Raw genomic sequence first — 20,661 nt, 5'->3', positions numbered from 1 at the left:
TCAACCACCGCGGGCCGGTGGTTGAGGAGGTTGCGCTAGCAACCGTCTCGAAACCACCGCCCGGTCTTCGCACGACCCTCCCGGTGCCGTCACCACCCGTTCACCCGCGCCGAACAGCGTGGAGGCATGCGCGTCGCGATCGTGACCGAGTCCTTCCTGCCTCAGGTCAACGGCGTCTCCAACACCGTCCGGCACGTCGTCGACGAGCTGGGTGCTGCGGGGCACGAGGTGCTCGTCGTCGCGCCCGGGGCCGGCCCGGCCCACCACGAGGGGGTCCCGGTGGTCCGGGTCCGCTCGGTGGGCATGCCGGGCTACCGGTCCTTCCCGATCGGCCTCCCCGACGCGGCCGTCGGTCGCAGCCTCGACCGGTTCGGTCCCGACCTGGTGCACCTCGCCTCCCCGATCGCGCTCGGCGTGGTCGGGCTGCGCGCCGCGCGCCGGCTCGGCGTCCCGACCGTCGCGGTCTACCAGACCGACATCGCCGGGTTCGCCAGGCAGTACGCCCGTGCTGACATGGTGATCGACTCGGTGGTCGATCGCTGGATGGGCCGGCTGCACCGACGGGTGGACCGCACCCTGGTCCCGTCCACGGCGTCCCGCGACCAGCTGGCCGCCCTGGGGGTGACCGACCTGCACCTGTGGCGCCGCGGCATCGCGCTGGACCTCTTCGACCCGGCGCGACGCAGCCGCGAGCTGCACGGGCGCTGGACCGACGGCTGCCGGGTGGCGGTCGGGTACGTCGGTCGCCTCGCCCACGAGAAGCAGGTGCACCGGCTGGCCGTCGTGGCCGGCCTGCCCGGCGTCCAGCTCGTCGTGATCGGCGACGGCCCGGCCCGGGCGGAGCTCGAGCGCCAATTGCCCGGCGCCGTGTTCACCGGGATGCTGCGTGGGGCCGAGCTGGCGGAGGCGTTCGCGTCGCTCGACGTGTTCGTGCACACCGGCGACAGCGAGACGTTCTGCCAGACGATCCAGGAGGCGCAGGCCAGCGGCGTGCCGGTGGTGGCGCCCGCCGCCGGAGGCCCGGTCGACCTCGTCGACCACGGCCGCACCGGCCTGCTCTTCGACCACACCGACCTGGGCTCCCTGCGCGCCTGCGTCGCCGAGCTGCTGGCCGCGGCCGGCCGGCGTCGCGACCTCGCCGACCGGGCCCGCGCCGGGGTGCGCGGCCGCACCTGGGCCGCGGTGGTGCACGAGCTCGCCGACGTCCACTACCGCGGCGTGCTCGAGCGCCCGGCGGTGGCCGCCTGATGCGGATCGCCCAGCTCGCGAACTTCGTCGGGCCCACCTCCGGGGGCATGAAGAACGCGGTGGCCGCGCTCGGGCAGGGGTACGTCGAGGCCGGCGTCGAGCGGCTGCTCGTCGTACCCGGCTCCCGCGACGCGCGCCTGACCACCGAGCACGGCGACGTGCTGCAGCTGCGGGCCCCGCGGGTCGGTGGCGGCTACCGGCTGATCGTCGAGCCGTGGCGCGTGACCGAGGCGCTCGACGAGTTCGCGCCCACCTCGGTCGAGGTCTCGGACAAGTCGACCCTCCTGCCGGTGACCGGCTGGGCGCGCCGCAACGACGTCCGGTCGGTGCTCTTCTCCCACGAGCGCCTCGACGCGATGCTCGCCCTGCGGACGGGACGGGCGACGACGTCGGTCGCGTCGGTCGCGGTGCTGAACCGCGTCCTCGTGCGCCGCTTCGACGCGATCGTCGTCACCTCCGACTACGCCCTCGGTGAGTTCGCGACGCCGGCCGCCCGGGCCGGCACGCCGATCCACCGCGTGTCGCTCGGCGTGGACCTCGAGAACTTCCGTCCGGCCTCACACGACCGCCGGATCGGCCCGCTCCGGCTCGTGCACGTCGGCCGGCTCTCGCGGGAGAAGAGCCCGCACCTCGCGGTCGCGACCGCCGTCGAGCTGCACCGCCGCGGCGTACCCCTCCGCCTCGACGTGTACGGCGCGGGGCCGCACCGCGACGAGCTCGAGCGGATCGCCGGCTCGGCGCCCGTGGTGTTCCACGGACACGTCGCCAGCCGAGCCCACCTGGCCGCGCGCATCGCCCGCGCCGACGTGGCGCTGTCGGTCTGCCCCGCCGAGACGTTCGGGCTCGCGGTGCTCGAAGCGCTGGCCTGCGGGACCCCCGTCGTCACCGCCGACGTCGGCGGCGCGCGGGAGCTCGTCGACGACAGGTGCGGCGACTGGGGCCGCCCGGACGCCGCCTCGCTCGCCGATGCCGTGCTGCGGCTGGCGTCCCGGCCGGTCCGGGTCACGCGTGACGCCGCGCGGCAGCGGGCCGAGACCTTCCCGTGGCGCAGCACCGTCGAGCAGATGCTCGACGTTCACGCCGCCGCCCGTGAGTCCTCCGCGCGGGTGGTCCTGCCCGCCTAGGGACGCGTCGAGGGAGGCCGTGGCCTGCTGCGCGCCGCCCCAGCACGCGTCTGGACTTCGTTGTCGTCGGTCGCCGGGACTCCGTCCCGCCTCCCTCCTCCGCCTCGCCAGCCACGCACTGGATGCGACGCTCGCGACGGCCGAGCCTCCCTCGACACGTCCTGAGTCCGCAGCCGGACCACCGTCAGCACCACCAGCGCGACGACGACCACGATCTCGGCGGGCGCGCCGCGCAACGAGGAGTCCAGCGGTGCGGCGATCCCGAGCACCAGCGCGAGGTCGCGCACGAGCTGCTCGATCGGCCGCCGCCACGCGACCGCGGCGAGGAACGGCAGCGGCCAGAGCAGGTACCACTCGCGCACGGCCGGGCTCAGCACGACGAGGGCGGTCGAGAGGATCGCCATGTCCCGGACGGAGCTGGCGGCGTCACCCGTGCGGCCGCGGAGCGCGACCCACACGATGCCGCCGGCGACCAGCGCGAGCCCGAGCCCGCGGACGACGGAGGTCTGCCCGGTGAGCAGGCCGAGCTGGGTAGTGAGCGACAGGGGCGTGGGCACGGCCGCCGGGGTGCCGAGCGCGTCCACCCAGCCGTGGCCGACGCCGACCACGACGCCGAGGCCGAACAGCACGCCCACCGCGACGACGGCCACGGTCGCGAGCCGTCGCATCCGCGGCAGCAGGGACGCGGCGACCGGCAGCGACACCAGCGCGACGCCGATGCCGACGAGGCCGCCCGGGAGCTTCACGGCCGCTGCGGTCCCGGCCAGCACCGCGCCGAGCAGCCACCAGCGGTCCAGCGCCAGTGCGAGGGCGGCGGCCATCAGCGCGGCCATCGCCAGGTCGTTGTGCAGCCCGCCGACGCCGTGCGCGATGGTGAGCGGGGAGGCGAGCGCGATGGCGGCCGCCCGCGCGGGATCGGCGCCACCGGCGCGGGCCAGCCGGGGCACGGCCCACGCGAGGACGATGAGCCCGAGCAGCGCGAGCAGGCGGTGGCCGACCACCATCATCCAGGGGTTGTCGGTGATGGCCGCGATCCCGGAGCCCCACGCGAGCGGCAGCGGGCCGTACGGCGCCGGCGTGTGCCACCAGATCGGGTCGACGGCCTCCCGGATCTGCCCGTCGAGGATGCTCGGGGTCCAGACGTACGGCGACAGCCCGAGGTGGGTCAGCGCTCCCTGCGCGGCGTAGCTCCACCCGTCCCGGCTGAAGAGCGGGGGCGCCACCAGCAGCGGCAGGCTCCAAGCCGCGGCGGCCGCGTGCACCTGCCGCTGGCGCACGGCCACCGGCAGTCCCGTGTCCGGGTGGGTCCGCGTCAGCAGCCGCAGCCAGGCGGAGCCGAGCAGCGCGAGTCCGGCGACCACGACGACGAGGCCGGCCATCCGGCCCGCCTGCGCCTCCCGGAGCGGTTCGAGCAGCGGTGCCTCGGCAACCGGGCTCGTCCCCGGCAGCGCCTGGGTGACGAGGCCACCGACGAGGACCAGCACCGACCCCAGCGCGCCACGGGACAACACGCGGTCAACCTAGGGAGAGCGCCCGCCCGGGAGCCGACGACGCCGTGAACGTCGCGCCACGTGCCGGTGACGACCCGGGCGGCGCCTTCACCCCCGCGTCACCCGCCGTCCGCCCGCCCGTGCGCGTCCCGTACGCCGCCCGTGGTGCGCTGCCGCCATGTCCGGACGGGTGTGGCGACGGATGGGGATGGGTGCGGCCGTCATGGCGAGCGGGACGACCGCGGCGGTCGCCGCCTCGGCGTACGCGCTGCGGCGCCAGGCCAGCGCCGCGCGCGCCGTGATCGGGAAGCCGCTCGGCGAGGTCGCGTTCCGCGACGACCGCGTCTACAAGAAGAAGTACGGCGACCCGATCGAGCTGCTCCTGGTCGGCGACTCGATCGCGGCCGGGCTCGGCGCCGACCGGGTCAAGGACACGCTCGGCCACCAGGTCGCCCGGCGGCTCGCTAAGGCCACCCAGCGCGCGGTGCGGCTGCACACGGCGGCCGTCGTGGGCGCCGAGACCTCGGACCTCGCCGCCCAGCTGGCGACGCTGCCCCCGTCGTACGCCCCCGATGTCGCGGTGATCGTGGTCGGCGGCAACGACATCACCCACCGGGTGCGCGTCGCCGAGTCCCGCAGGCACCTCGGCGACGCGGTGCGGGCGCTGCGGGACCTCGGCGCCGGCGTCGTCGTCGGCACCTGCCCGGACCTCGGTGCGCTACGCCCGCTGCCGCAGCCGCTGCGCAGCCTGGGCTCCCGCGCGTCGCGGCAGCTGGCCGCCGTCCAGCGCGACGTGACCACCGAGCTCGGCGGGCACGCGGTCTCGCTGGCCGAGGTCGTGGGGCCGTTCTTCATCACCCAGCCCGACGAGATGTTCGCCCTCGACCGCTTCCACCCGTCCGGCGCCGGCTACCGTCGCACGGCCAAGGCGATGCTGCCGAGCGTGCTCGCAGCGCTGGGGTACGCCGACGAGGTGCCGTTCGGGCACCACGCGCCGGTGCCCCCGGAGCGACCGGATCCGCAGCAGTAGGCCCTGAGGAACCTCAGAAGTCGTCGCCGACGACGTATCTGACCGCGGGATACGGCCTCCTCCCGATGTCTGGGCAGCGCCTCATCGGGGAGCGTGGACTGCCACGAGATCGACCACGCACCCTCCCGAGAAGGCAGTCATGAACCCGCTCAGCATCAACCCCGCGATCGCCATCGACCACGCGCTGCACGCCGCGTCGCACGACCGGGCCGCGCGGAGCCGCCGCGCCCGTCGCGCCCAGAACGCCGCCCGCAACGCCCGCGCGGCGCTGGTGCGCGCCGGGCACTGACCAGCGGCGGCGTTGGACAAATCGGAGAATTTGTCTCATCGTTGGTCGCGTGTACCGCCCGGCCACCCCTGACACCTGGGCCCGCCCGTGGCCGATGTACGCCGACCTGCGCGACCACGACCCGGTGCACCACGTCGACCGTCCGGGCGGTCGCGACTACTACGTGCTCTCCCGGCACGCCGACGTCCTCGCGGCCGCGGTCGACACCGCGACGTACTCCTCGGCGCAGGGCCTCACCGTCGAGTACGACGAGCTCGCCCGGATCGGCCTCGCCGACAACCGGCCGCTGGTGATGCTCGACCCGCCCGACCACACGGCGTTCCGCAAGCTGGTCGCGCGGGGGTTCACCCCACGGCAGGTGCGCACGATCGAGCCGCAGGTGCGGTCCTTCGTCGTCGACCGCGTCGAGCGGCTGCGCTCCGCCGGCGGTGGCGACATCGTCGCGGAGCTCTTCAAGCCGCTGCCGACGATGGTCGTCGCGCACTATCTCGGCGTCCCGGAGGGCGACCGCGAGCGCTTCGACGACTGGACGCACGCGATCGTCGCCGCGAGCTCGGCGGGCGCGATCACCGACGCCACGACCGCGGTGAGCGAGATGATGGGCTACTTCGCTGAGCTCGTCGACCGCCGCCGCCGTGAGCCCGGCGACGACACCGTCTCCCACCTGGTCGCGGCCGGCGTGGGCGACGACGACGCCGGCGTGCTGTCGATCCTCGCCTACGTGTTCGCGGTCGTCACCGGCGGCAACGACACGACCACCGGGATGCTCGGCGGCTCCGTGCAGCTGCTCGAGGAGCACCGTGGCCAGCGCAAGCTGCTGCTCGACGACCCCGGGCTGATCGGGCCGGCGGTCGAGGAGCTGCTCCGCCTGACCAGCCCGGTGCAGGGGCTCGCCCGCACCACCACGACCGACGTCGAGCTGCACGGGGTCACCATCCCGGAGGGCCGCCGCGTGCTGCTGCTGTACGGCGCCGCCAACCGCGACCCGCGCCGCTACGGGCCCGACGCCGACGAGCTCGACGTACGCCGCAACCCCGGGCAGCTGCTCACGTTCAGCCAGGGCAGCCACCATTGCCTCGGCGCCGCGGCCGCGCGGATGCAGGCTCGGGTCGCGCTCGAGGAGCTGCTCGCCCGCTGCCCCGACTTCGCCGTCGACCTCGACGGCGTCGCGTGGGCGCCCGGGCCGTACGTCCGGAGGCCCTCGACGGTGCCGTTCCGGACCACGGCATGATCGTGCCCGTGGAGATCGACCAGGCGGAGCGGATGCTCGACGCGGCAGCAGGACTCTTCGCCGAGCAGGGGGTCGAGGCCGTCGGGATGGGCGAGATCGCCCGCGCGGCCGGGTGCTCCCGCGCCACGCTCTACCGCTACTTCGAGGACCGGCACGCGCTGCACCGCGCGTTCATCCGGCGGGCCGCCCGCGACATCGGCGTCCGGGTCGCCGTCGAGACCGCGCCGGTCCGGGAGCCGGCCGAGCGGCTGACCGCGGCGATCCTCACCGCCGTTCGCCTGGTCCGGGAGTCACCCGAGCTGGTGGCGTGGTTCGGCCGGGCCGACGCCGGGACCACGGCCGAGCTCGCCCTCTCCGACGAGGTCATCGAGGGCCTCGGCCTCCGCGCCGCGGGCGACGCCGACACCGCCCAGTGGCTGGTCCGGGTGATCGTCTCCCTGCTGATCGTGCCCGGCCGCGATGAGGCCGACGAGCGCGCGCTGCTCGAGAGGTACGTCGTGCCCGGCGTCCTCGACGGCCGCAGATAGGGCACCCTCTACGCATGTTCTACGTGGGCATCGACCTCGCCTGGGGTCAACGGCAGCGCACCGGCCTGGCCGTCCTCGACGTCGACGGCCACCTCGTGCACCTCTCCAGCGTCCACACCGACGAGGAGATCCGCGACGTGCTCGCGGCGTACGTCGAGGGCGCCTGCCTCGTCGGCATCGACGCGCCCCTGGTCGTCACCAACCCCACCGGCTCCCGGGTCGCGGAGCAGGAGCTCAACAGGGACTTCCACCAGTTCGAGGCCGGCGCGCACCCGACCAACCTCGGGAAGCCCGAGATGGCCGACGGGCCGCGCGGCGCGAAGGTCTGCAAGCTGCTCGGCCTCGACATGGACCCGCGCTCGGGACGCCAGCGTCGGGCGATCGAGGTCTACCCGCACCCCGCGACCATCGTGCTGTTCAACCTCTCGAAGACCCTGAAGTACAAGGACAAGCGCGGCCGCACCATCGACTCGCTGCGCGCGGAGCTGCTGCTGCTGATGGACCACGTCGAGCGGCTGGTCCCGCCCGACCCGACCTGGCGCGCGCTGCGCACCCAGGTCGAGGAGGCGACGCGCAAGAGCGAGCTCGGCCGTGCGGAGGACCAGGTCGACGCCGTCGTGTGCGCGTACGTCGCGCTGATGGCGCACCGCTGGCCGGCGCGGATGACGACGTACGGCTCCTTCGAGCAGGGCTACATCGTCACCCCGAGGCTGCTCGACACCCACGGCGACATCCGCCGTGCGGTCGACGAGTACGCGCTGCGGCACCCCGACCTGGTCAGGGTCGCCGACGAGTACGTCGCGCAGGTGACGTCGATCCTCGACGAGGCCGGCATCAACTACCTGTCGGTGACCGGGCGCGCGAAGCGCGTCGAGTCGTTCGCCGCGAAGGCCGCGCGGCTCGTCGACGGCGTGCCCGCCTACACCGACCCGCTGACGGAGATCGGCGACCAGGTCGGGGTCCGGGTGATCACGTACGTGCGCGCCGACGTCGCCGCGGTGGCCGACGTCCTGGGCACCCAGCTCGAGATCCTCGACGACCGCGACCTCGGGCGGGAGACCGCGCGCCAGGGCCGCTTCGGCTACGCCAGCCGCCACCTGCAGGTCGCCCGCGACGACGGGCGGGTCGCCCAGGTGCAGGTGCGAACCGTGCTGCAGCACGCCTGGGCGGAGTTCGAGCACGACATCCGCTACAAGGGCTCGGTGCCCGCGGAGCACGTCGTCGACTTCGACCGGCGATTCACGCTCGCGGCCGGGCTGCTGGAGCTCGCCGACGAGGAGTTCACGACGATCCGTGAGCGCCTGCGCGGCACCGCGGTCGAGGGACCCGACACCGCCGCCGTCGGCATCAGCGCGCGCGAGCTCGCGGCGTACCTCGCCGGCCAGTACCCCGACGCCGAGTGGTCCCGCACCGATCACTACGCCTGGATCGTCGACCTCCTCGGTGAGCTCGGCATCACCACGCTCGGCGAGCTCGGCAACGAGCTCGCCTCCGCCACCCTCGGGCCCGCCGAGATCGACGAGGCGATGGCCTACAAGTACCCGCCCGGCGCGGTCCGGCGCCTCGACGACGCCCTGCTCGCGGCGTACGGCGAGAGGTACGTCGAGCTGCCCGGAAACGCCCACCGGGTGCCGCTGCTGCAGGCTCGGCTGGAGCGGATGCGCTCCTGACAGCCCTATGTCAAGCAGCCTCCTGAAGGAGGGTGCTGAGCCGGCCGTGTAGGTCGGGGTTGTAGGGCACTTGGTCGTGCCAGCAGCGCCATAGGATCCTGGTCCAGCTTTGGGCCAGGATCCTCGCTGCGTGTGGGTGGCGGCAGCCGCGGGCGCGGGCGCGGCCATAGGTGTCGCGTGCCCAGGCGTTGGCGCGTGGTGTGTCTTGTGCCCAGTCGACCAAGGCGGCTCGTAATGGCTTGTTGCATCCGCGCCGGTAGGCCACGTTGAGGTGTTTGCCGGACTGTCGGGTCGATGGGGCCACGCCGGCTGCGGCCGCGAGTGCTTGGGCATCGGGGAATCGGGCACGGCAGTCGCCGATCTCGGCGAGCAGGGTCGCGGCGCGGACGGTCCCGGCGCGCGGAAGGGACTGGAAGATCGGGCCGTCGGGGTGTGTCAGGAGCGCTTCCTTGATCCGCGTCTCGAGGGCCGTCTGGTGGGCGCGGATCGTGGTGAGCAGGTCAACCAAGGTGAGCACAACCAGTTCGCTGGCTTCGGCGGCTGGCCCGGTGACCCGTCCGGTGGCGGCCTCGCCCAGGTGGTCGACTAGTTCGCCAGCGGTCTGGCGGCCGCAGTAGCCGTTGGCCTTGAGCCAGTGAGCCATGCGCAGCTGGGACAACCACGCGGCCTTGGCTTCGGTCGGGAAGCGGTGCAGGAACGCCAGACTGATCGGGATGTCGAGTTGGCTGAACAGCCCGATCGCGCCAGGGAAGTTGTGCTGCAACACGGCGAGCAGCTGGTTGTGCACCGCGATCCGGTGGTCAATCAGGTCGTGGCGGGCGCGCACCATCATTCGCAGCGCGATCGTCTGATCGCTATCGGGCTGCACGACCGCCCAGCGGCCGGCGTCGGTGCGCAGTGCGTCGGCCAGGACGAAGGCGTCGAACCGGTCGTCCTTGTTGCCAGCGGACCCGTATCGGGCGCGCAGCGACTTCACCTGTCGGGCTGAGATCACCACGACCTCGAACCCGCAGCGAATCAGGTGCTCGACCACGGGTCCGTCACCGCGTTCGATGCCGACACGGTGGACACCGTGGCGGGTCAGAAGCGTGGCGATCTTCGCCAGTCCCGGCTTGGAGTGCGGGACGGTGGCCTCCTCGACGCGCTCACCGCCGTCATCGACGATGCACAGCGCGTGATGCTGCCAGGACCAGTCGATCCCGGCGAAAGTGGGCGTAGCCTCCATGAGTAGTGCTCCTTCCGTATAGCTCACGGAATCAGCACTCCGGCCCCGGGACGTGACGGCCGGTTGGTCACTGCGGCACTCGCGGTGCAAAGCCCTATGGCCGGTCTGCACGTCCCGGGCCACCACGCCCTGCAACTGTCAGGCAGGTCCTCACCGAGACGGGACTCGCTCAGTTCGGCAGTGACCTGGCGGCACCGGGGTGCAGACAAGGCATACGCCTGTCTAGGACCTACGGTCCACCAGTGACACTCAGTCCGGCTGGTACGGCGGCGCGACGCCCCAGCCCCACCGCGGCACCGGGGCGTGCCGGACGACGTCGGCGTCCTCCTGCGAGTTGGCCATCGCGATGCGGGTGCCCCACTCGACGTACCCGAGCAGCGCGGCGCGGAACTCCGGATCGGCCGGCAGGTCGGCGTCGTCGGCGGCGAGGCTCATCGTGGCCGCGAACCGGTGTCGCTGCTCGGGCGTGATGCCGAGACCGAGGTGGTGGCTGAGCATCCGCTCGTACCCGCCCAGCAGCCGGGTGTAGTCGTCCGGGCCGCCGAGCACCTCCGACCACCAGGTCGTGACGTGGTCGCGGTGCTCCTCGGAGACGCCGCCGGGGAAGAACGCGGCGAGCAGCTCGTCGCCCTCGACCCGGTCGTAGAAGCGGTCGATGAAGCGGCGGACCGCGTCGCGGCCACCCGCCCACGCGAAGAGTGTCGGCACCTCGTCGGCCATGGCGACGATGCTGCCACCGCTCCCGGACGTCGGCGACAGGGTTTAGCGTCGCGGCATGACACCGACAGACGTGTTCATCGACTTCTTCGAGCGCGCCCTCGAGAACGGGCTGGCCGCGGTCGACGGCCTCACCGAGGACCAGCTCGCCGAGCGCCCGACGCCCCACGCCAACTCCATCGCCTGGCTGGTCTGGCACGCCGCGCGCGAGCAGGACTCGCAGATCGCGCCGCTCGCCGGCACCGACGAGGTGTGGGCGAGTCAGGGCTGGGTCGAGAGGTTCGGCCTCGACCTCGACCCGCGCGACCACGGCTACGGCCACTCCAGCGACCAGGTCGCCCGGGTGCGCGCGAGCGCCGGGCTGCTCGCCGGCTACCTCCGGGCAGCCCACGAGGCGACGGTCGCCTACCTGCAGACGCTGGGCGACGGCGACCTCGACGAGGTCGTCGACCGCAACTGGGACCCGCCCGTCACCCGCGGCGTCCGGCTCGTCAGCGTGGCCGACGACGCCGCCCAGCACGTCGGCCAGGCGGCGTACCTACGCGGTCTGCTCGGCGCCTGAGCCCGGGTTTCGAGACGCGTCACTCGGTCCGTCGCTGCGCTCCGGTCCGAGCCGACGCTCCTCAACCTTCGCCGCTACTCGCTGCCCTCGCGAGCTCGGACAGCGGCGGCTCCGACCTTGTAGCGCACGAACGACGGCACGGCGATCGCCGCCACGACCGTGCCGACCACCACCAGGACGCCACCACCCGCAGCAGCGGCGGCGGTGCCGACCATCGCAGCGCCCGCGCCGTGCACGACGTCGGCGATCCGCGGGCCACCGGCGACGACCACGATGAAGACACCCTGCAGCCGGCCGCGCACCGCGTCGGTGGCCGCGCTCTGCAGCATCGAGGTGCGGAACGCCGCGGAGGCCATGTCGGCCGCCCCGCCGATCACGAGCATCAGCAGGGCGATGGCCAGCATCGCCGTCGCCCAGTGCTCCGCGAGCCCGACGGCGACGCCGAACCCGGTCATCGCGACACCCCAGACGAGGATGCAGACGATCACGGCGTACCCCTGCCGCTCGATGCGGGACACCCAGCCGGAGAAGACGCCGCCGATCACCGCGCCGGCCGGGATCGCGGCGAAGAGCAGCGCGAAGACGAGGCCGCCCTCGTCGGGCCCGCCGAAGGAGACGTGCGCGATCTCGGGGAAGAGTGCCCTCGGCATCCCGAAGATCATCGCGATGAGGTCCACGACGAAGGACATCAGCAGCACCGGGTGACCGGCGAGGTAGCGGAAGCCCTCGAGCACCGACCGCAGCCCCGGGCTGGTCGTCGGCCCCTCGACCGGCAGCCGCGGCAGCCGCACGACCGCGCCGAGCGTCGCGAACAGCGTGACCGTGTCGATCAGGTAGAGCCATTCGTAGCCGAACACCGGGATCAGCACACCCGCGACGAGCGGTCCGCCGATCGCGCCCGCCTGGAAGATCGTCATGTTCAGCGAGTTGGCCGCGGGCAGCAGGCTCAGCGGCAGGAGCTTGGGCAGGATCGCGCTCCGCGTCGGCTGGTTGACCGCGAAGAACGCCTGTTGCACCGAGAACAGCCCGAGCAGCAGCCACACGTTGCCGTTGCCGAGCGCGGCCTGGAGCCAGAAGAGCGCGCTGGTGCCGATCAGGCCGACTGTGGTGACGATCAGCATCGTGCGCCGGTCGAAGACGTCGGCGAGCGCCCCGCCCCACAGCCCGAAGACCACGAGCGGCACCAGGCCGAAGATGCCGGTGAGCCCGACGTACGCCGACGAGCCGGTCACGTCGTAGATCTGCGCCGGTACGGCGACCACGGTCAGCTGGGCGCCGACGACCGTGACGATGTTGGCCACCCACAGCCGTCGGAAGTGCTCGTTGCGCAGGGGCCGGGTGTCGGCGACCAGGCTCCCCATCCGACCCCCGAGTCCGCGCACGATCCCCCAACCTAGTCACCGATGAGTCCTGTTCCCCGCGAAGGTCGGAAGGACATGACCGACATCGACGTGACCTTCGAGGCAGTGCTCCGGCAGAGCGACGCGAAGGGCGGCTGGACGTACGTGGTCTGGCCCGAGTCCGCGGCGTACTTCGGCACGCGCGGCCTGGTGAAGGTGCGCGGCACCGTCGACGGCGTACCTTTCGAGAGCTCGTTCATGGCGCTCGGCGACGGCAACCACAAGCTGCCGGTCAAGGGCGCCCTCCGCGTGGAGTCCGGGAAGCAGGCGGGCGACACGGTGACGGTGCACCTCGAGGAGCGGATCAAGTGATCGGTGGTTTCGAGACAGGCGCCAGGGCGCCTTCCTCAACCACCGAGGACCGCGCGACGCGGCCCGAGACAGGCGCCAGGGCGCCTTCCTCAACCACTGAGCACGGTGGTTGAGGAGGGACGGAGTCCCGTCTCGAAACCACCGCCCGACGCAGCCCGAGACAGGCGCCAGGGTGCCTTCCTCAACCACCGAGGACGGTGGTTGAGGAGGGACGAAGTCCCGTCTCGAAACCACCGCCCGGCGCAGACTCAGGTGATCCCGGCGGCCTCGTCGAGGCGCTGGAGCAGGTCGTACGCCGCGCGCTCGACCGCCTTGTGGCGCCACTCGGCGGCGCGGTAGATGCAGGCGATCAGGCCGGTGCGGTGGACGCGTCGGAGGTCGCCGTAGACAAATGCGTACCGCGCCTTCGTCTCGTCGTTCGCGCCCTCGGTGAGGCCGAGGTGCCAGGCGGCGTACTCCTCCCACGAGTGCCGCTCGAGGTAGGAGTTCTGGGCGTCGGCGGCGGGCTGCACCGCGCCCCAGTCGCTGTCGAGGACGTACTGCTTCTTGTCGATCAGCGCGCGGGCGTGCGCGACCGCATCGGGGTTGACCTCGTACGTCGCCATCGCGCGCTCCTCAGCAGCTGCCGCTCTCGGGAAGGCCGAGCAGCCGGTCGGCCAGGAAGTCGCACCAGGCGCCGGATGACGGGCCGCCGTTCTCGTAGCCGTCGGACTCGCCGGGGTGCTTGACCCACAGGGTGCCGTCGAACCCGCCGCGGAAGACCAGCCTCGGCCGCTTGCCGACCCGCGCCCACGTCGGGTTGATGACGTCGTGGCCGTCGGCGCTCGGCTTCGCGCCGTTGCGCGAGATGTCGATGACGTAGTGCTTGCCCTTCACGCCGAGGCGGCGCAGGCCGCGGAGCAGGCCGGCGGCGTACTTCTTCTCGGCGGCGGTGGGCCGGAAGTTCGAGACGTTCATGCTGATGCCGCGCGCGAACTTCACGCCCGCGGCCTTGAGCTGGGCGGGCCGGGTGTCGTGGGGCGTCCAGTTCGAGTGGCCCGCGTCGAGGTAGACCCAGGCGCCGGTGCGGCTCAGCGTGCGACTCGCGAACCGCAACATGGCCCGCCAGCCGGCGGGCTTCGTCGGGCACACCGTGACGGGGCTGCTGAAGAACGGCAGCGCGTCGGGCTCGAGGACGACGAGGGCCTTCTGTCCCCGCAGCCCGGCGGCCACCTGGCGGATCCAGCCGCGGTACTCCGCAGCGGTCTTGAGCGGGTTGCCGGAGGAGTACTGGCCGCAGTCGCGGCCGGGGATGCCGTAGATCGTGAGCACGGGTGTCTTCCGCGCCGCGGCGGCGTCGCCGGTGTACTCGAGGACCTTCTCCCGCACGCCATCGGTGGAGTACGCCTCCGGGATCACCCAGAACGCCTGGGAGACCTCGCCGATCCGGTCCCGGTAGACGCCGCCCTGCTGGTACGCCGGCATCTTGGGGTCGACGAAGAGCCCGAGGGTCCGGCGCGGGTCCTTCGCCTGCGCGCCGACCGCCGCACCGGAGGGCGCCGGCGCACCGAGGACCAGTGCGAGGGTGGCGATCGCAGTGCACGCACGCGTCGCCAGGGACCGAGGGAGCATCGGGTCAGGGTACGGGCTGGTCGTCCTCGCGGGGGCCGAACATGCACAGGTCGTCGAGCTGGTCGGCCGACAGCGGGAGGCCCCACGCCTGCATCTGCGCGCGGGAGCGCCGCGAGAAGAGGGCGCGGAACAGCTCGTAGGGGTCGAGGTCCTCCGGCACACCGGCCGTGCCGAACTTCATCGCCGCCACGGCGGCACCGACGGGCGCCCACAGCTCCTCGGGGAGCACGCCGCGGCCGAGCGCCTCCGACAGGTCCGCGTGGTGCACGGCGATGTCCCACGCGAGCGCCGGACGCGGGTTGTCGATCGTCGACGCCACGATCGCGTCCTGGTGCGACTCCAGCTCCGCGGTCAGGTCGGCCACCGGCGTGCCCATGCGCTCGGAGACGTGGCGCGCCGTCCACTCCGGTCGCGGCGCGCCGTCCATCCGTCCGGTGACGAGGTCGGCCGGGCTGCCGGCGAGGTGGGCGAGCACGTCGTGGATCGTCCAGGCCGGGGTCGCCGGAACGAACTCGGCGAGCTGCTCGTCGGCCAGGTCGGCCGCCAGGCGACCTATCGCCGCGACGTTCGCGCGGTAGAGGTCTCCCCAGATCGCCGTACCGTCAGCCGCCGAGACCGTCATGGTCAGACGGTAGGCGGCGAAAGAATTTTGCGGAAGGGTGTCGTATCCCCGGGGAGTCGTTCGTGGCGAGGGTGAGGGGCCGCCGGGGCTCCCATCCCAGGAGGAGAAGCACATGACGCAGTACCTGCTCGCAGTCAACGGGTCCGCGGCCGACGAGGACGCCCAGTCCCGGATGACGATGGAGGAGATCCAGCCGCTCTACGACGCGGTGAACACGTTCAACGAGAAGCTCAGGGCCGAGGGCGCGTGGGTCTTCGCCGGCGGCCTGCTGCCGATCGGGAGCACGACCACCGTCGACAACACGGGTGCCGAGACGGTCATCACCGACGGTCCGTACGTCGAGTCGAAGGAGTGGCTCGGCGGCTTCTGGGTGATTGAGGCGCCGGACCTCGACGCCGCCCTGAAGTGGGCGGCCGAGGGGTCGAAGGCGTGTGCCGGCCGCGTCGAGGTGCGGCCGTTCCAGGACGAGCCCGAGGCGTGACGGCTTGAGCGACCGCGACGCCCACGAGGCGATCGAGCGGATCTACCGCGAGGAGTACGGCCGGGTCGTCGCCTCGCTGGTACGCCGCTTCGGCGACATCGACATCGCCGAGGAGGCCGCCGGGGAGGCACTGCTCACCGCCCTCGAGCGGTGGCCCGTCGACGGCGTGCCGCCCAACCCGGGCGGCTGGCTGACGACGACCGCGGGCAACCGTGCCATCGACCGGATCCGCCGCGAGTCGCACCGGGACGCCAAGCACCAGGCGGCAGTGATGATCCACGACGACACACCCCACGAGCCGACCGGCGTGGTCGAGGACGACCGGCTGCGGCTGATCTTCACCTGCTGCCACCCGGCGCTCGCTCCGGAGGCGCGGGTGGCGCTCACCCTGCGGCTGCTCGGCGGACTCACCGTCCCCGAGATCGCGCAGGCGTTCCTCGTGCCCGAGACGACGATGGCGCAGCGGATCACCCGCGCCAAGAAGAAGATCAAGGACGCCCACATCCCCTACCGGGTCCCGGAGCCGGCGGACCTGACCTCCCGGCTCGGCGCGGTGCTGGCCGTGGTCTACCTGGTCTTCAACGAGGGCTACCTCGCGAGCTCGGGCGAGCACTCGCTGCGTGAGGACCTCACCGGCGAGGCGATCCGGCTCGGGCGCATCCTGCGCTCGCTGCTGCCCGACGAGCCCGAGGTCGCCGGACTGCTCGCGCTGATGCTGCTCACCGAGGCCCGTCGGCCGGCGCGGGTGGCGGACGGCGAGCTGGTGCCGCTGCGCGACCAGGACCGTGGCGGGTGGGACCGCGCGCTCGTCGCCGAGGGTCACGACCTGGTCCGCGAGTGCCTCGCGCGGCGCCTGGCGGGCGGGCCGCGCCCCGGGCAGTACCAGCTGCTCGCCGCGATCAACGCCGTCCACACCGACGCGCCCGATGCCTCCGCGACGGACTGGTCCCAGATCGCGACGCTCTACGACCAGCTGTACGCCGTGACGCCGAACCCGATCGTGGCCCTCAACCGGGCCGTGGCCGTCGCCGAGCTCGACGGCCCGGCGGTGGCGCTCGCGGAGGTGGACCGACTCGACCTCGCGACGTACCACGCGTGGCACGCGACCCGCGCCGACCTGCTCCGCCGGCTCGGCCGGAGCGCGGAGGCGCGCGCTGCGTACGACGCCGCGATCGCAGTCACCGACAACCCGGCCGAGGTGGCCTACCTCACCCGCAGGCGGGGGAATCTGGTGGGATGAACTGACGGTGAACGTGCGGTGACCGCACAATGGCTCGATGACCGATCGTGCGTGGCGCCTCCTCGTCGCCGTCACCGCCGCGGCGGGCGTCGTGCTCGCCGCGCAGCGGTACGACGTCTGGTGGACCGCGCTGAGCCAGCTGGCGAACCTGGCGGTGGCGGTCGGCTTCCTCGTGATGGCGGTCCGCGAGCCGCGCTCCCCGTGGCTGCGCGGCGCGCTGACCAGCGTGATGCTCCTCGTCGCGGTCGCCTACCTGCCGATGGCCAACGGCAACCTGACCCAGCCCTGGTCGATCCTCGAGCACGTGATCACGCCCGCTCTGGTCGTCGCCGACTTCCTCTACCGGGGCGACAACCAGCACCGGGTGCGCTGGTGGCACCCGCTCACCTGGCTGGCCGCGCCGGCGGCGTACCTCGCCTGGTACGTCGGCGCCGACCTCGCCGTCTACGCCGCGCTAGACCCGGCCGCGGCGACGTTCGTGCCGCGGGTCGGCGTGCTGCTCGTGCTGCTGCTCGCCGCGGGCTATGCGTGCTACGCCTCCGGTGTGCTGCGCCGGCGTGGCACGCTGACCACATGACGGCTGCGCCCCTCGCACTCCCCTCGATCGACGACGCACAGGACTGGGTCTCCGCCCGCTCCCGGGACGGCCTGGCCGCGGCGCGCGAGGTCGTCGACCGGCTCCGCAGCCAGCCGCCGGCCGCTGCGATCGACCTGCTCCGCGAGTGGGACGAGGCGTCGCGCCACCTGAGCAACGTCGCGGCGATGGCGTCGCTGCTCGCCAACGTGCACCCGGTCGAGGAGGTGCGCACGACCTGCGAGCAGGCCGAGGTCGAGGTCGACCGCTACGTCACCGAGCTGCGCCAGGACCGCGCGCTGTACGACGTGTTCGCCGGCGCCTCGCCGGAGGGCCTGGACCCGGTCGCCGCGCGCCTGCTGACGAAGACGCTCGACGACTTCCGGCGCGCGGGCGTCGACCTCGACGACGCGACCCGCGGCAGGCTGGCCGAGATCAACGAGCGGCTCACCGAGGTGGGCCAGGAGTTCGGCCGCACCATCCGCGACGACGTCCGCACGGTCCGGGTGACCCCCGACGGGCTCGCCGGGATGCCCCAGGACTGGCTGGACGCCCACCCGGCGGACGACGACGGGCTCGTCACGGTGACGACCGACTACCCCGACTCCGTCCCGGTGCGGATGTTCGCCCACGACCCCGACGTCCGCCGCGACCTGACCGTCGCCTTCCTCGAGCGGGGCTGGCCGGCGAACGAGCCGCTGCTGCGCGAGATGTTCGCGCTGCGCGAGGAGCTCGCCACCCTGGTCGGGTACGCCGACTGGGCGTCGTACGACGCCGACGTGAAGATGATCGGGCGGGGCCCGGCGGTCCCGGAGTTCATCGACCGGATCGCCGAGGCGGCCGAGAAGCCGATGCGGCGCGACCTCGAGCTGCTGCTGGAGCGCTACCGCCGCGACGTGCCGGGCGCGACCGCGATCGACACCGCCGACTCGCTCTACTACGAGGAGCTGGTGCGCCAGGAGCGGCACGACGTCGACGCCCAGCAGGTGCGCACCTACTTCGACTTCGGCCGCGTCCGGCAGGGACTCCTCGACGTCACCGGCCGGCTGTTCGGGCTCACCTACGAACCGGTCGCCGACGCGGTCGCCTGGCACGAGGAGGTCGCGACGTACGACGTCCTGCGCGACGGGACGCGGATCGGGCGGATCCACCTCGACCTGCACCCGCGGGAGGGCAAGTACAAGCACGCCGCCCAGTTCACGCTCGTCGACGGCCTGCTCGGACGGCAGCTGCCCGAGGGCGTGCTGGTCTGCAACTTCAGCCGCGGGCTGATGGAGCACGACCACGTGGTCACGCTCTTCCACGAGTTCGGGCACCTGCTCCACCACGTGCTCGCCGGCGCGGGGGAGTGGACGCGGTTCGCCGGCGTCGCCACCGAGTGGGACTTCGTCGAGGCGCCCAGCCAGATGCTCGAGGAGTGGGCCTGGGACGCCGACGTGCTGCAGACCTTCGCGGTCTCGGCCTCCGGCGAGCCGATCCCCGCCGACCTGGTCGCGCGGATGCGCGCCGCCGACGACTTCGGCAAGGGCTACCAGGCGCGGACGCAGATGTTCTACGCCGCGATGTCCTACTGGTTCCACACCTCGCGACCGGAGGACCTCACCGCCGCGATGCGTGACCTGCAGGCGCGCTACTCGCCGTTCCCGTACATCGAGGGCACCCACATGTTCGCGAGCTTCGGCCACCTCGGCGGCTACTCCTCGGCGTACTACACCTACATGTGGTCGCTGGTCATCGCGAAGGACCTGTTCTCGGCCTTCGACCCCGACGACATGTTCGACGCCGACGTCGCCTCCCGCTACCGCGACCGCGTGCTCGCCCCGGGCGGCGCGAAGGACGCCGCCGACCTGGTCGCCGACTTCCTCGGCCGGCCGTACACCTTCGACGCGTACGCCGCCTGGCTGGCGCGGTAGGGCGGCCTGCGGTCGACTCTTGTGTCGCCACCACTATCGGCGTACGCTCACGATATATCGCGACAGGTTGACGACAGTTCACCGAGCTGTCGCCCCGCGATAGCCACAGACAACACAGACACAAGACAAGGAGTCCTGACATGGGACACAAGGGATTCAATCGACAGTGGGCGCAGTACGCCGAGGCCGAGTGCCGCCAGCACGGCGGACGCCGTGGCGGCTGGGGCGGCCCGGGAGCCTGGGGCGGCTTCGGCCCCGGCGGCTTCGGCCGGCCGGGCAACCCGGGACCGCCGCCGTGGGTGGCCGGCCTCTTCGGCCTCGCGCAGGGCGACCGCCAGCGCGGGCCGCGGGTCCGCCGCGGCGACGTGCGATCGGCGATCCTCGACGTGGTGCGCACCGCACAGCAGACCGACGAGACCGTCAACGGCTACCAGGTGATCCAGCAGATCGCCGAGCGCAGCAACGGCGGGTGGCGGCCGAGCCCCGGCTCGGTCTACCCGACCATCCAGCAGCTCGAGGACGAGGGCCTCGTCGAGACCGACGACTCCCGCTCGCGGCGCAGCCTCCGGCTGACCGCCGAGGGTGAGACGTACGTCGCCGAGCACGCCGACGAGCTCGCCGCCGTGTGGGCCCCGTTCGAGAGCGGCGACGACGGCGAGGGCGGCGAGGGCGACGCGTTCGCCGACCTCCGCCCCGAGATCGGCCAGGTCATGGGCGCCGTCTGGCAGGTCGTCACTACCGGCAGCGACGCGCAGCGGCGGGCCGCCGCGGAGATCCTCGCCGACACCCGGCGCCGGCTCTACGGCCTGCTCGCCGACGGTGACGACGCCGACGCCGAGGAGGGCGATCAGTCATGACCGAGGGGCACCTGCGCATCAGCGACGCCGAGCGTGAGCAGGCGGCGGGGGTCCTGGGCGAGCACTACGCCCAGGGCCGCATCACCACCGACGAGCACGCGGAGCGGCTGGACCGGATCTGGGCCGCCCGCACCCGCGCCGAGCTCGGCGCCGTCTTCGGCGACCTGCCCGACCCGGCGCGCACCGAGCGGCGCACGCCGCGGGACCAGCACAGCCGCCCGCCGGCGTACTGGTCCCGTGGCACCGCCTGCCACGGTGGTCCGCCGCCGCTCTTCCTGGTGCTCGCGGCCCTCGTGGTGCTGACGATCGTGACCCACGTGCCGTTCGTGCTGCTGGGTGCGCTCGTGGTGCTCTTCGTGATGCTGAAGCACCGCGGCGTGGGTCGCTGGGCCAGACCGGTCCGGTAGTCCACCCTCGAGCCCGTCCCGGTCACCGGGGCGGGCTCGAGCCACGTCCGAGGGAGTTCGTACCCGCGCCCGAGTGGGTAGGGGCTGATGTGGAGGTGACCGCCGTCACTCCGCTCACCCATCTCGGAGGT

At 72.9% G+C, this 20,661-nt stretch carries 22 protein-coding genes; 15 read left to right on the top strand and 7 right to left on the bottom strand.

All coding sequences use genetic code 11. The annotated features are described in order from the left end of the window. The first annotated feature begins 126 nt into the window (after positions 1 to 126). Complete coding sequence (locus ACFQQI_RS14585; RefSeq protein ID WP_378564567.1) at positions 127 to 1,248, top strand: glycosyltransferase family 4 protein; 1,122 nt, start codon at positions 127 to 129, stop codon at positions 1,246 to 1,248. Continuing rightward, a complete protein-coding gene (locus ACFQQI_RS14580) occupies positions 1,248 to 2,372 on the top strand; it encodes a glycosyltransferase (RefSeq protein ID WP_378564564.1) in 1,125 nt (374 codons plus the stop codon). Before ACFQQI_RS14585 ends, ACFQQI_RS14580 begins: the two co-directional genes overlap by 1 nt. Here ACFQQI_RS14580 and mptB read toward each other — a convergent pair. Next, complete coding sequence (gene mptB / locus ACFQQI_RS14575; RefSeq protein WP_378564562.1) at positions 2,369 to 3,883, bottom strand: polyprenol phosphomannose-dependent alpha 1,6 mannosyltransferase MptB; 1,515 nt, start codon at positions 3,881 to 3,883, stop codon at positions 2,369 to 2,371. The genes ACFQQI_RS14580 and mptB overlap by 4 nt on opposite strands. Before the next feature lie 157 nt (positions 3,884 to 4,040). On the opposite strand from mptB, the gene ACFQQI_RS14570 reads away from it, so the two are divergent. From ACFQQI_RS14570 to ACFQQI_RS14550, 5 genes are all read left to right on the top strand, one after another. Further along, on the top strand, positions 4,041 to 4,892 hold the full coding sequence (locus tag ACFQQI_RS14570) for an SGNH/GDSL hydrolase family protein (protein ID WP_378564560.1): 852 nt from the start codon (positions 4,041 to 4,043) through the stop codon (positions 4,890 to 4,892). Positions 4,893 to 5,031: 139 nt separating this feature from the next. Then, positions 5,032 to 5,181 (top strand): hypothetical protein, encoded by a 150-nt coding sequence (locus ACFQQI_RS14565; protein ID WP_378564558.1) that lies wholly within the window; start codon positions 5,032 to 5,034, stop codon positions 5,179 to 5,181. 49 nt (positions 5,182 to 5,230) lie between these two features. Continuing rightward, positions 5,231 to 6,412 carry a cytochrome P450 gene (locus ACFQQI_RS14560; RefSeq protein ID WP_378564555.1) on the top strand — a complete coding sequence of 394 codons (1,182 nt, stop codon included), beginning with the start codon at positions 5,231 to 5,233 and terminating at the stop codon, positions 6,410 to 6,412. 8 nt (positions 6,413 to 6,420) lie between these two features. Then, on the top strand, positions 6,421 to 6,939 hold the full coding sequence (locus ACFQQI_RS14555; RefSeq protein ID WP_378564552.1) for a TetR/AcrR family transcriptional regulator: 519 nt from the start codon (positions 6,421 to 6,423) through the stop codon (positions 6,937 to 6,939). A 14-nt stretch (positions 6,940 to 6,953) separates the two neighbouring features. Continuing rightward, the gene (locus ACFQQI_RS14550) at positions 6,954 to 8,609 is read left to right on the top strand and encodes a DUF429 domain-containing protein (RefSeq protein ID WP_378564549.1); all 1,656 of its coding nucleotides are present in this window, start codon (positions 6,954 to 6,956) and stop codon (positions 8,607 to 8,609) included. A gap of 10 nt (positions 8,610 to 8,619) precedes the next feature. On the opposite strand, the gene ACFQQI_RS14545 is transcribed toward ACFQQI_RS14550, so the two are convergent. Both ACFQQI_RS14545 and ACFQQI_RS14540 read right to left on the bottom strand, forming a co-directional pair. Next, positions 8,620 to 9,834 (bottom strand): IS110 family transposase, encoded by a 1,215-nt coding sequence (locus ACFQQI_RS14545; RefSeq protein ID WP_378564546.1) that lies wholly within the window; start codon positions 9,832 to 9,834, stop codon positions 8,620 to 8,622. Between the two features lie 249 nt (positions 9,835 to 10,083). Next, positions 10,084 to 10,554, bottom strand: a complete 471-nt coding sequence (locus tag ACFQQI_RS14540) for a group II truncated hemoglobin (RefSeq protein WP_378564543.1) — start codon at positions 10,552 to 10,554, stop codon at positions 10,084 to 10,086. A gap of 55 nt (positions 10,555 to 10,609) precedes the next feature. Between ACFQQI_RS14540 and ACFQQI_RS14535 the strand changes: the two genes are divergently transcribed. Then, positions 10,610 to 11,113 carry a DUF664 domain-containing protein gene (locus tag ACFQQI_RS14535; RefSeq protein WP_378564540.1) on the top strand — a complete coding sequence of 168 codons (504 nt, stop codon included), beginning with the start codon at positions 10,610 to 10,612 and terminating at the stop codon, positions 11,111 to 11,113. A 74-nt stretch (positions 11,114 to 11,187) separates the two neighbouring features. Here the strand turns inward: ACFQQI_RS14535 and ACFQQI_RS14530 are convergent, their stop codons facing one another. Further along, positions 11,188 to 12,495 carry an MFS transporter gene (locus tag ACFQQI_RS14530; protein ID WP_378564537.1) on the bottom strand — a complete coding sequence of 436 codons (1,308 nt, stop codon included), beginning with the start codon at positions 12,493 to 12,495 and terminating at the stop codon, positions 11,188 to 11,190. A gap of 54 nt (positions 12,496 to 12,549) precedes the next feature. Between ACFQQI_RS14530 and ACFQQI_RS14525 the strand changes: the two genes are divergently transcribed. After that, positions 12,550 to 12,825, top strand: coding sequence for a DUF1905 domain-containing protein (locus ACFQQI_RS14525; protein ID WP_378564534.1), 276 nt, complete (start codon positions 12,550 to 12,552; stop codon positions 12,823 to 12,825). Between the two features lie 248 nt (positions 12,826 to 13,073). Here the strand turns inward: ACFQQI_RS14525 and ACFQQI_RS14520 are convergent, their stop codons facing one another. Genes ACFQQI_RS14520 through ACFQQI_RS14510 form a run of 3 tightly spaced genes read right to left on the bottom strand, consistent with a single transcriptional unit; the run spans position 13,074 to position 15,058 of the window. Continuing rightward, entirely contained in the window at positions 13,074 to 13,430 is a 357-nt protein-coding gene (locus ACFQQI_RS14520; RefSeq protein ID WP_378564532.1) for a hypothetical protein, read from the bottom strand. A 10-nt stretch (positions 13,431 to 13,440) separates the two neighbouring features. Beyond that, positions 13,441 to 14,436, bottom strand: a complete 996-nt coding sequence (locus ACFQQI_RS14515) for a glycoside hydrolase family 6 protein (RefSeq protein ID WP_378564529.1) — start codon at positions 14,434 to 14,436, stop codon at positions 13,441 to 13,443. 4 nt (positions 14,437 to 14,440) lie between these two features. Then, a complete protein-coding gene (locus ACFQQI_RS14510; RefSeq protein WP_378564526.1) occupies positions 14,441 to 15,058 on the bottom strand; it encodes a maleylpyruvate isomerase N-terminal domain-containing protein in 618 nt (205 codons plus the stop codon). Positions 15,059 to 15,170: 112 nt separating this feature from the next. On the opposite strand from ACFQQI_RS14510, the gene ACFQQI_RS14505 reads away from it, so the two are divergent. The 6 genes from ACFQQI_RS14505 to ACFQQI_RS14480 all read left to right on the top strand — a co-directional run bounded on the left by ACFQQI_RS14505 (position 15,171) and on the right by ACFQQI_RS14480 (position 20,530). Continuing rightward, on the top strand, positions 15,171 to 15,539 hold the full coding sequence (locus ACFQQI_RS14505; RefSeq protein WP_378564523.1) for a YciI family protein: 369 nt from the start codon (positions 15,171 to 15,173) through the stop codon (positions 15,537 to 15,539). 4 nt (positions 15,540 to 15,543) lie between these two features. Beyond that, positions 15,544 to 16,779 carry an RNA polymerase sigma factor gene (locus ACFQQI_RS14500; RefSeq protein ID WP_378564520.1) on the top strand — a complete coding sequence of 412 codons (1,236 nt, stop codon included), beginning with the start codon at positions 15,544 to 15,546 and terminating at the stop codon, positions 16,777 to 16,779. A 37-nt stretch (positions 16,780 to 16,816) separates the two neighbouring features. Further along, positions 16,817 to 17,356 (top strand): hypothetical protein, encoded by a 540-nt coding sequence (locus ACFQQI_RS14495; protein WP_378564517.1) that lies wholly within the window; start codon positions 16,817 to 16,819, stop codon positions 17,354 to 17,356. Further along, a complete protein-coding gene (locus tag ACFQQI_RS14490) occupies positions 17,353 to 19,266 on the top strand; it encodes a M3 family metallopeptidase (protein ID WP_378564514.1) in 1,914 nt (637 codons plus the stop codon). Before ACFQQI_RS14495 ends, ACFQQI_RS14490 begins: the two co-directional genes overlap by 4 nt. Positions 19,267 to 19,406: 140 nt before the next feature. Further along, positions 19,407 to 20,123, top strand: coding sequence for a PadR family transcriptional regulator (locus ACFQQI_RS14485; protein ID WP_378564511.1), 717 nt, complete (start codon positions 19,407 to 19,409; stop codon positions 20,121 to 20,123). After that, positions 20,120 to 20,530 (top strand): DUF1707 domain-containing protein, encoded by a 411-nt coding sequence (locus ACFQQI_RS14480; RefSeq protein WP_378564508.1) that lies wholly within the window; start codon positions 20,120 to 20,122, stop codon positions 20,528 to 20,530. The genes ACFQQI_RS14485 and ACFQQI_RS14480 overlap by 4 nt, the downstream gene beginning before the upstream one ends. Positions 20,531 to 20,661 lie beyond the last annotated feature (131 nt).

Source organism: Nocardioides sp. GCM10030259 (assembly GCF_042666375.1).
Taxonomy (GTDB): domain Bacteria; phylum Actinomycetota; class Actinomycetes; order Propionibacteriales; family Nocardioidaceae; genus Nocardioides.
The sequence above is the reverse complement of the archived record's forward strand: the minus strand, read 5'-3'. Positions and strand labels throughout refer to the sequence as shown.

Coding starts and splice junctions, on each gene's coding strand:
- ACFQQI_RS14585 (WP_378564567.1), top strand. CDS start 127: ATGCGCGTCGCGATCGTGACCGAGTCCTTCCTGCCTCAGGTCAACGGC.
- ACFQQI_RS14580 (WP_378564564.1), top strand. CDS start 1,248: ATGCGGATCGCCCAGCTCGCGAACTTCGTCGGGCCCACCTCCGGGGGC.
- ACFQQI_RS14570 (WP_378564560.1), top strand. CDS start 4,041: ATGTCCGGACGGGTGTGGCGACGGATGGGGATGGGTGCGGCCGTCATG.
- ACFQQI_RS14565 (WP_378564558.1), top strand. CDS start 5,032: ATGAACCCGCTCAGCATCAACCCCGCGATCGCCATCGACCACGCGCTG.
- ACFQQI_RS14550 (WP_378564549.1), top strand. CDS start 6,954: ATGTTCTACGTGGGCATCGACCTCGCCTGGGGTCAACGGCAGCGCACC.
- ACFQQI_RS14545 (WP_378564546.1), bottom strand. CDS start 9,834: ATGGAGGCTACGCCCACTTTCGCCGGGATCGACTGGTCCTGGCAGCAT.
- ACFQQI_RS14540 (WP_378564543.1), bottom strand. CDS start 10,554: ATGGCCGACGAGGTGCCGACACTCTTCGCGTGGGCGGGTGGCCGCGAC.
- ACFQQI_RS14535 (WP_378564540.1), top strand. CDS start 10,610: ATGACACCGACAGACGTGTTCATCGACTTCTTCGAGCGCGCCCTCGAG.
- ACFQQI_RS14525 (WP_378564534.1), top strand. CDS start 12,550: ATGACCGACATCGACGTGACCTTCGAGGCAGTGCTCCGGCAGAGCGAC.
- ACFQQI_RS14520 (WP_378564532.1), bottom strand. CDS start 13,430: ATGGCGACGTACGAGGTCAACCCCGATGCGGTCGCGCACGCCCGCGCG.
- ACFQQI_RS14515 (WP_378564529.1), bottom strand. CDS start 14,436: ATGCTCCCTCGGTCCCTGGCGACGCGTGCGTGCACTGCGATCGCCACC.
- ACFQQI_RS14510 (WP_378564526.1), bottom strand. CDS start 15,058: ATGACGGTCTCGGCGGCTGACGGTACGGCGATCTGGGGAGACCTCTAC.
- ACFQQI_RS14505 (WP_378564523.1), top strand. CDS start 15,171: ATGACGCAGTACCTGCTCGCAGTCAACGGGTCCGCGGCCGACGAGGAC.
- ACFQQI_RS14495 (WP_378564517.1), top strand. CDS start 16,817: ATGACCGATCGTGCGTGGCGCCTCCTCGTCGCCGTCACCGCCGCGGCG.
- ACFQQI_RS14490 (WP_378564514.1), top strand. CDS start 17,353: ATGACGGCTGCGCCCCTCGCACTCCCCTCGATCGACGACGCACAGGAC.
- ACFQQI_RS14485 (WP_378564511.1), top strand. CDS start 19,407: ATGGGACACAAGGGATTCAATCGACAGTGGGCGCAGTACGCCGAGGCC.
- ACFQQI_RS14480 (WP_378564508.1), top strand. CDS start 20,120: ATGACCGAGGGGCACCTGCGCATCAGCGACGCCGAGCGTGAGCAGGCG.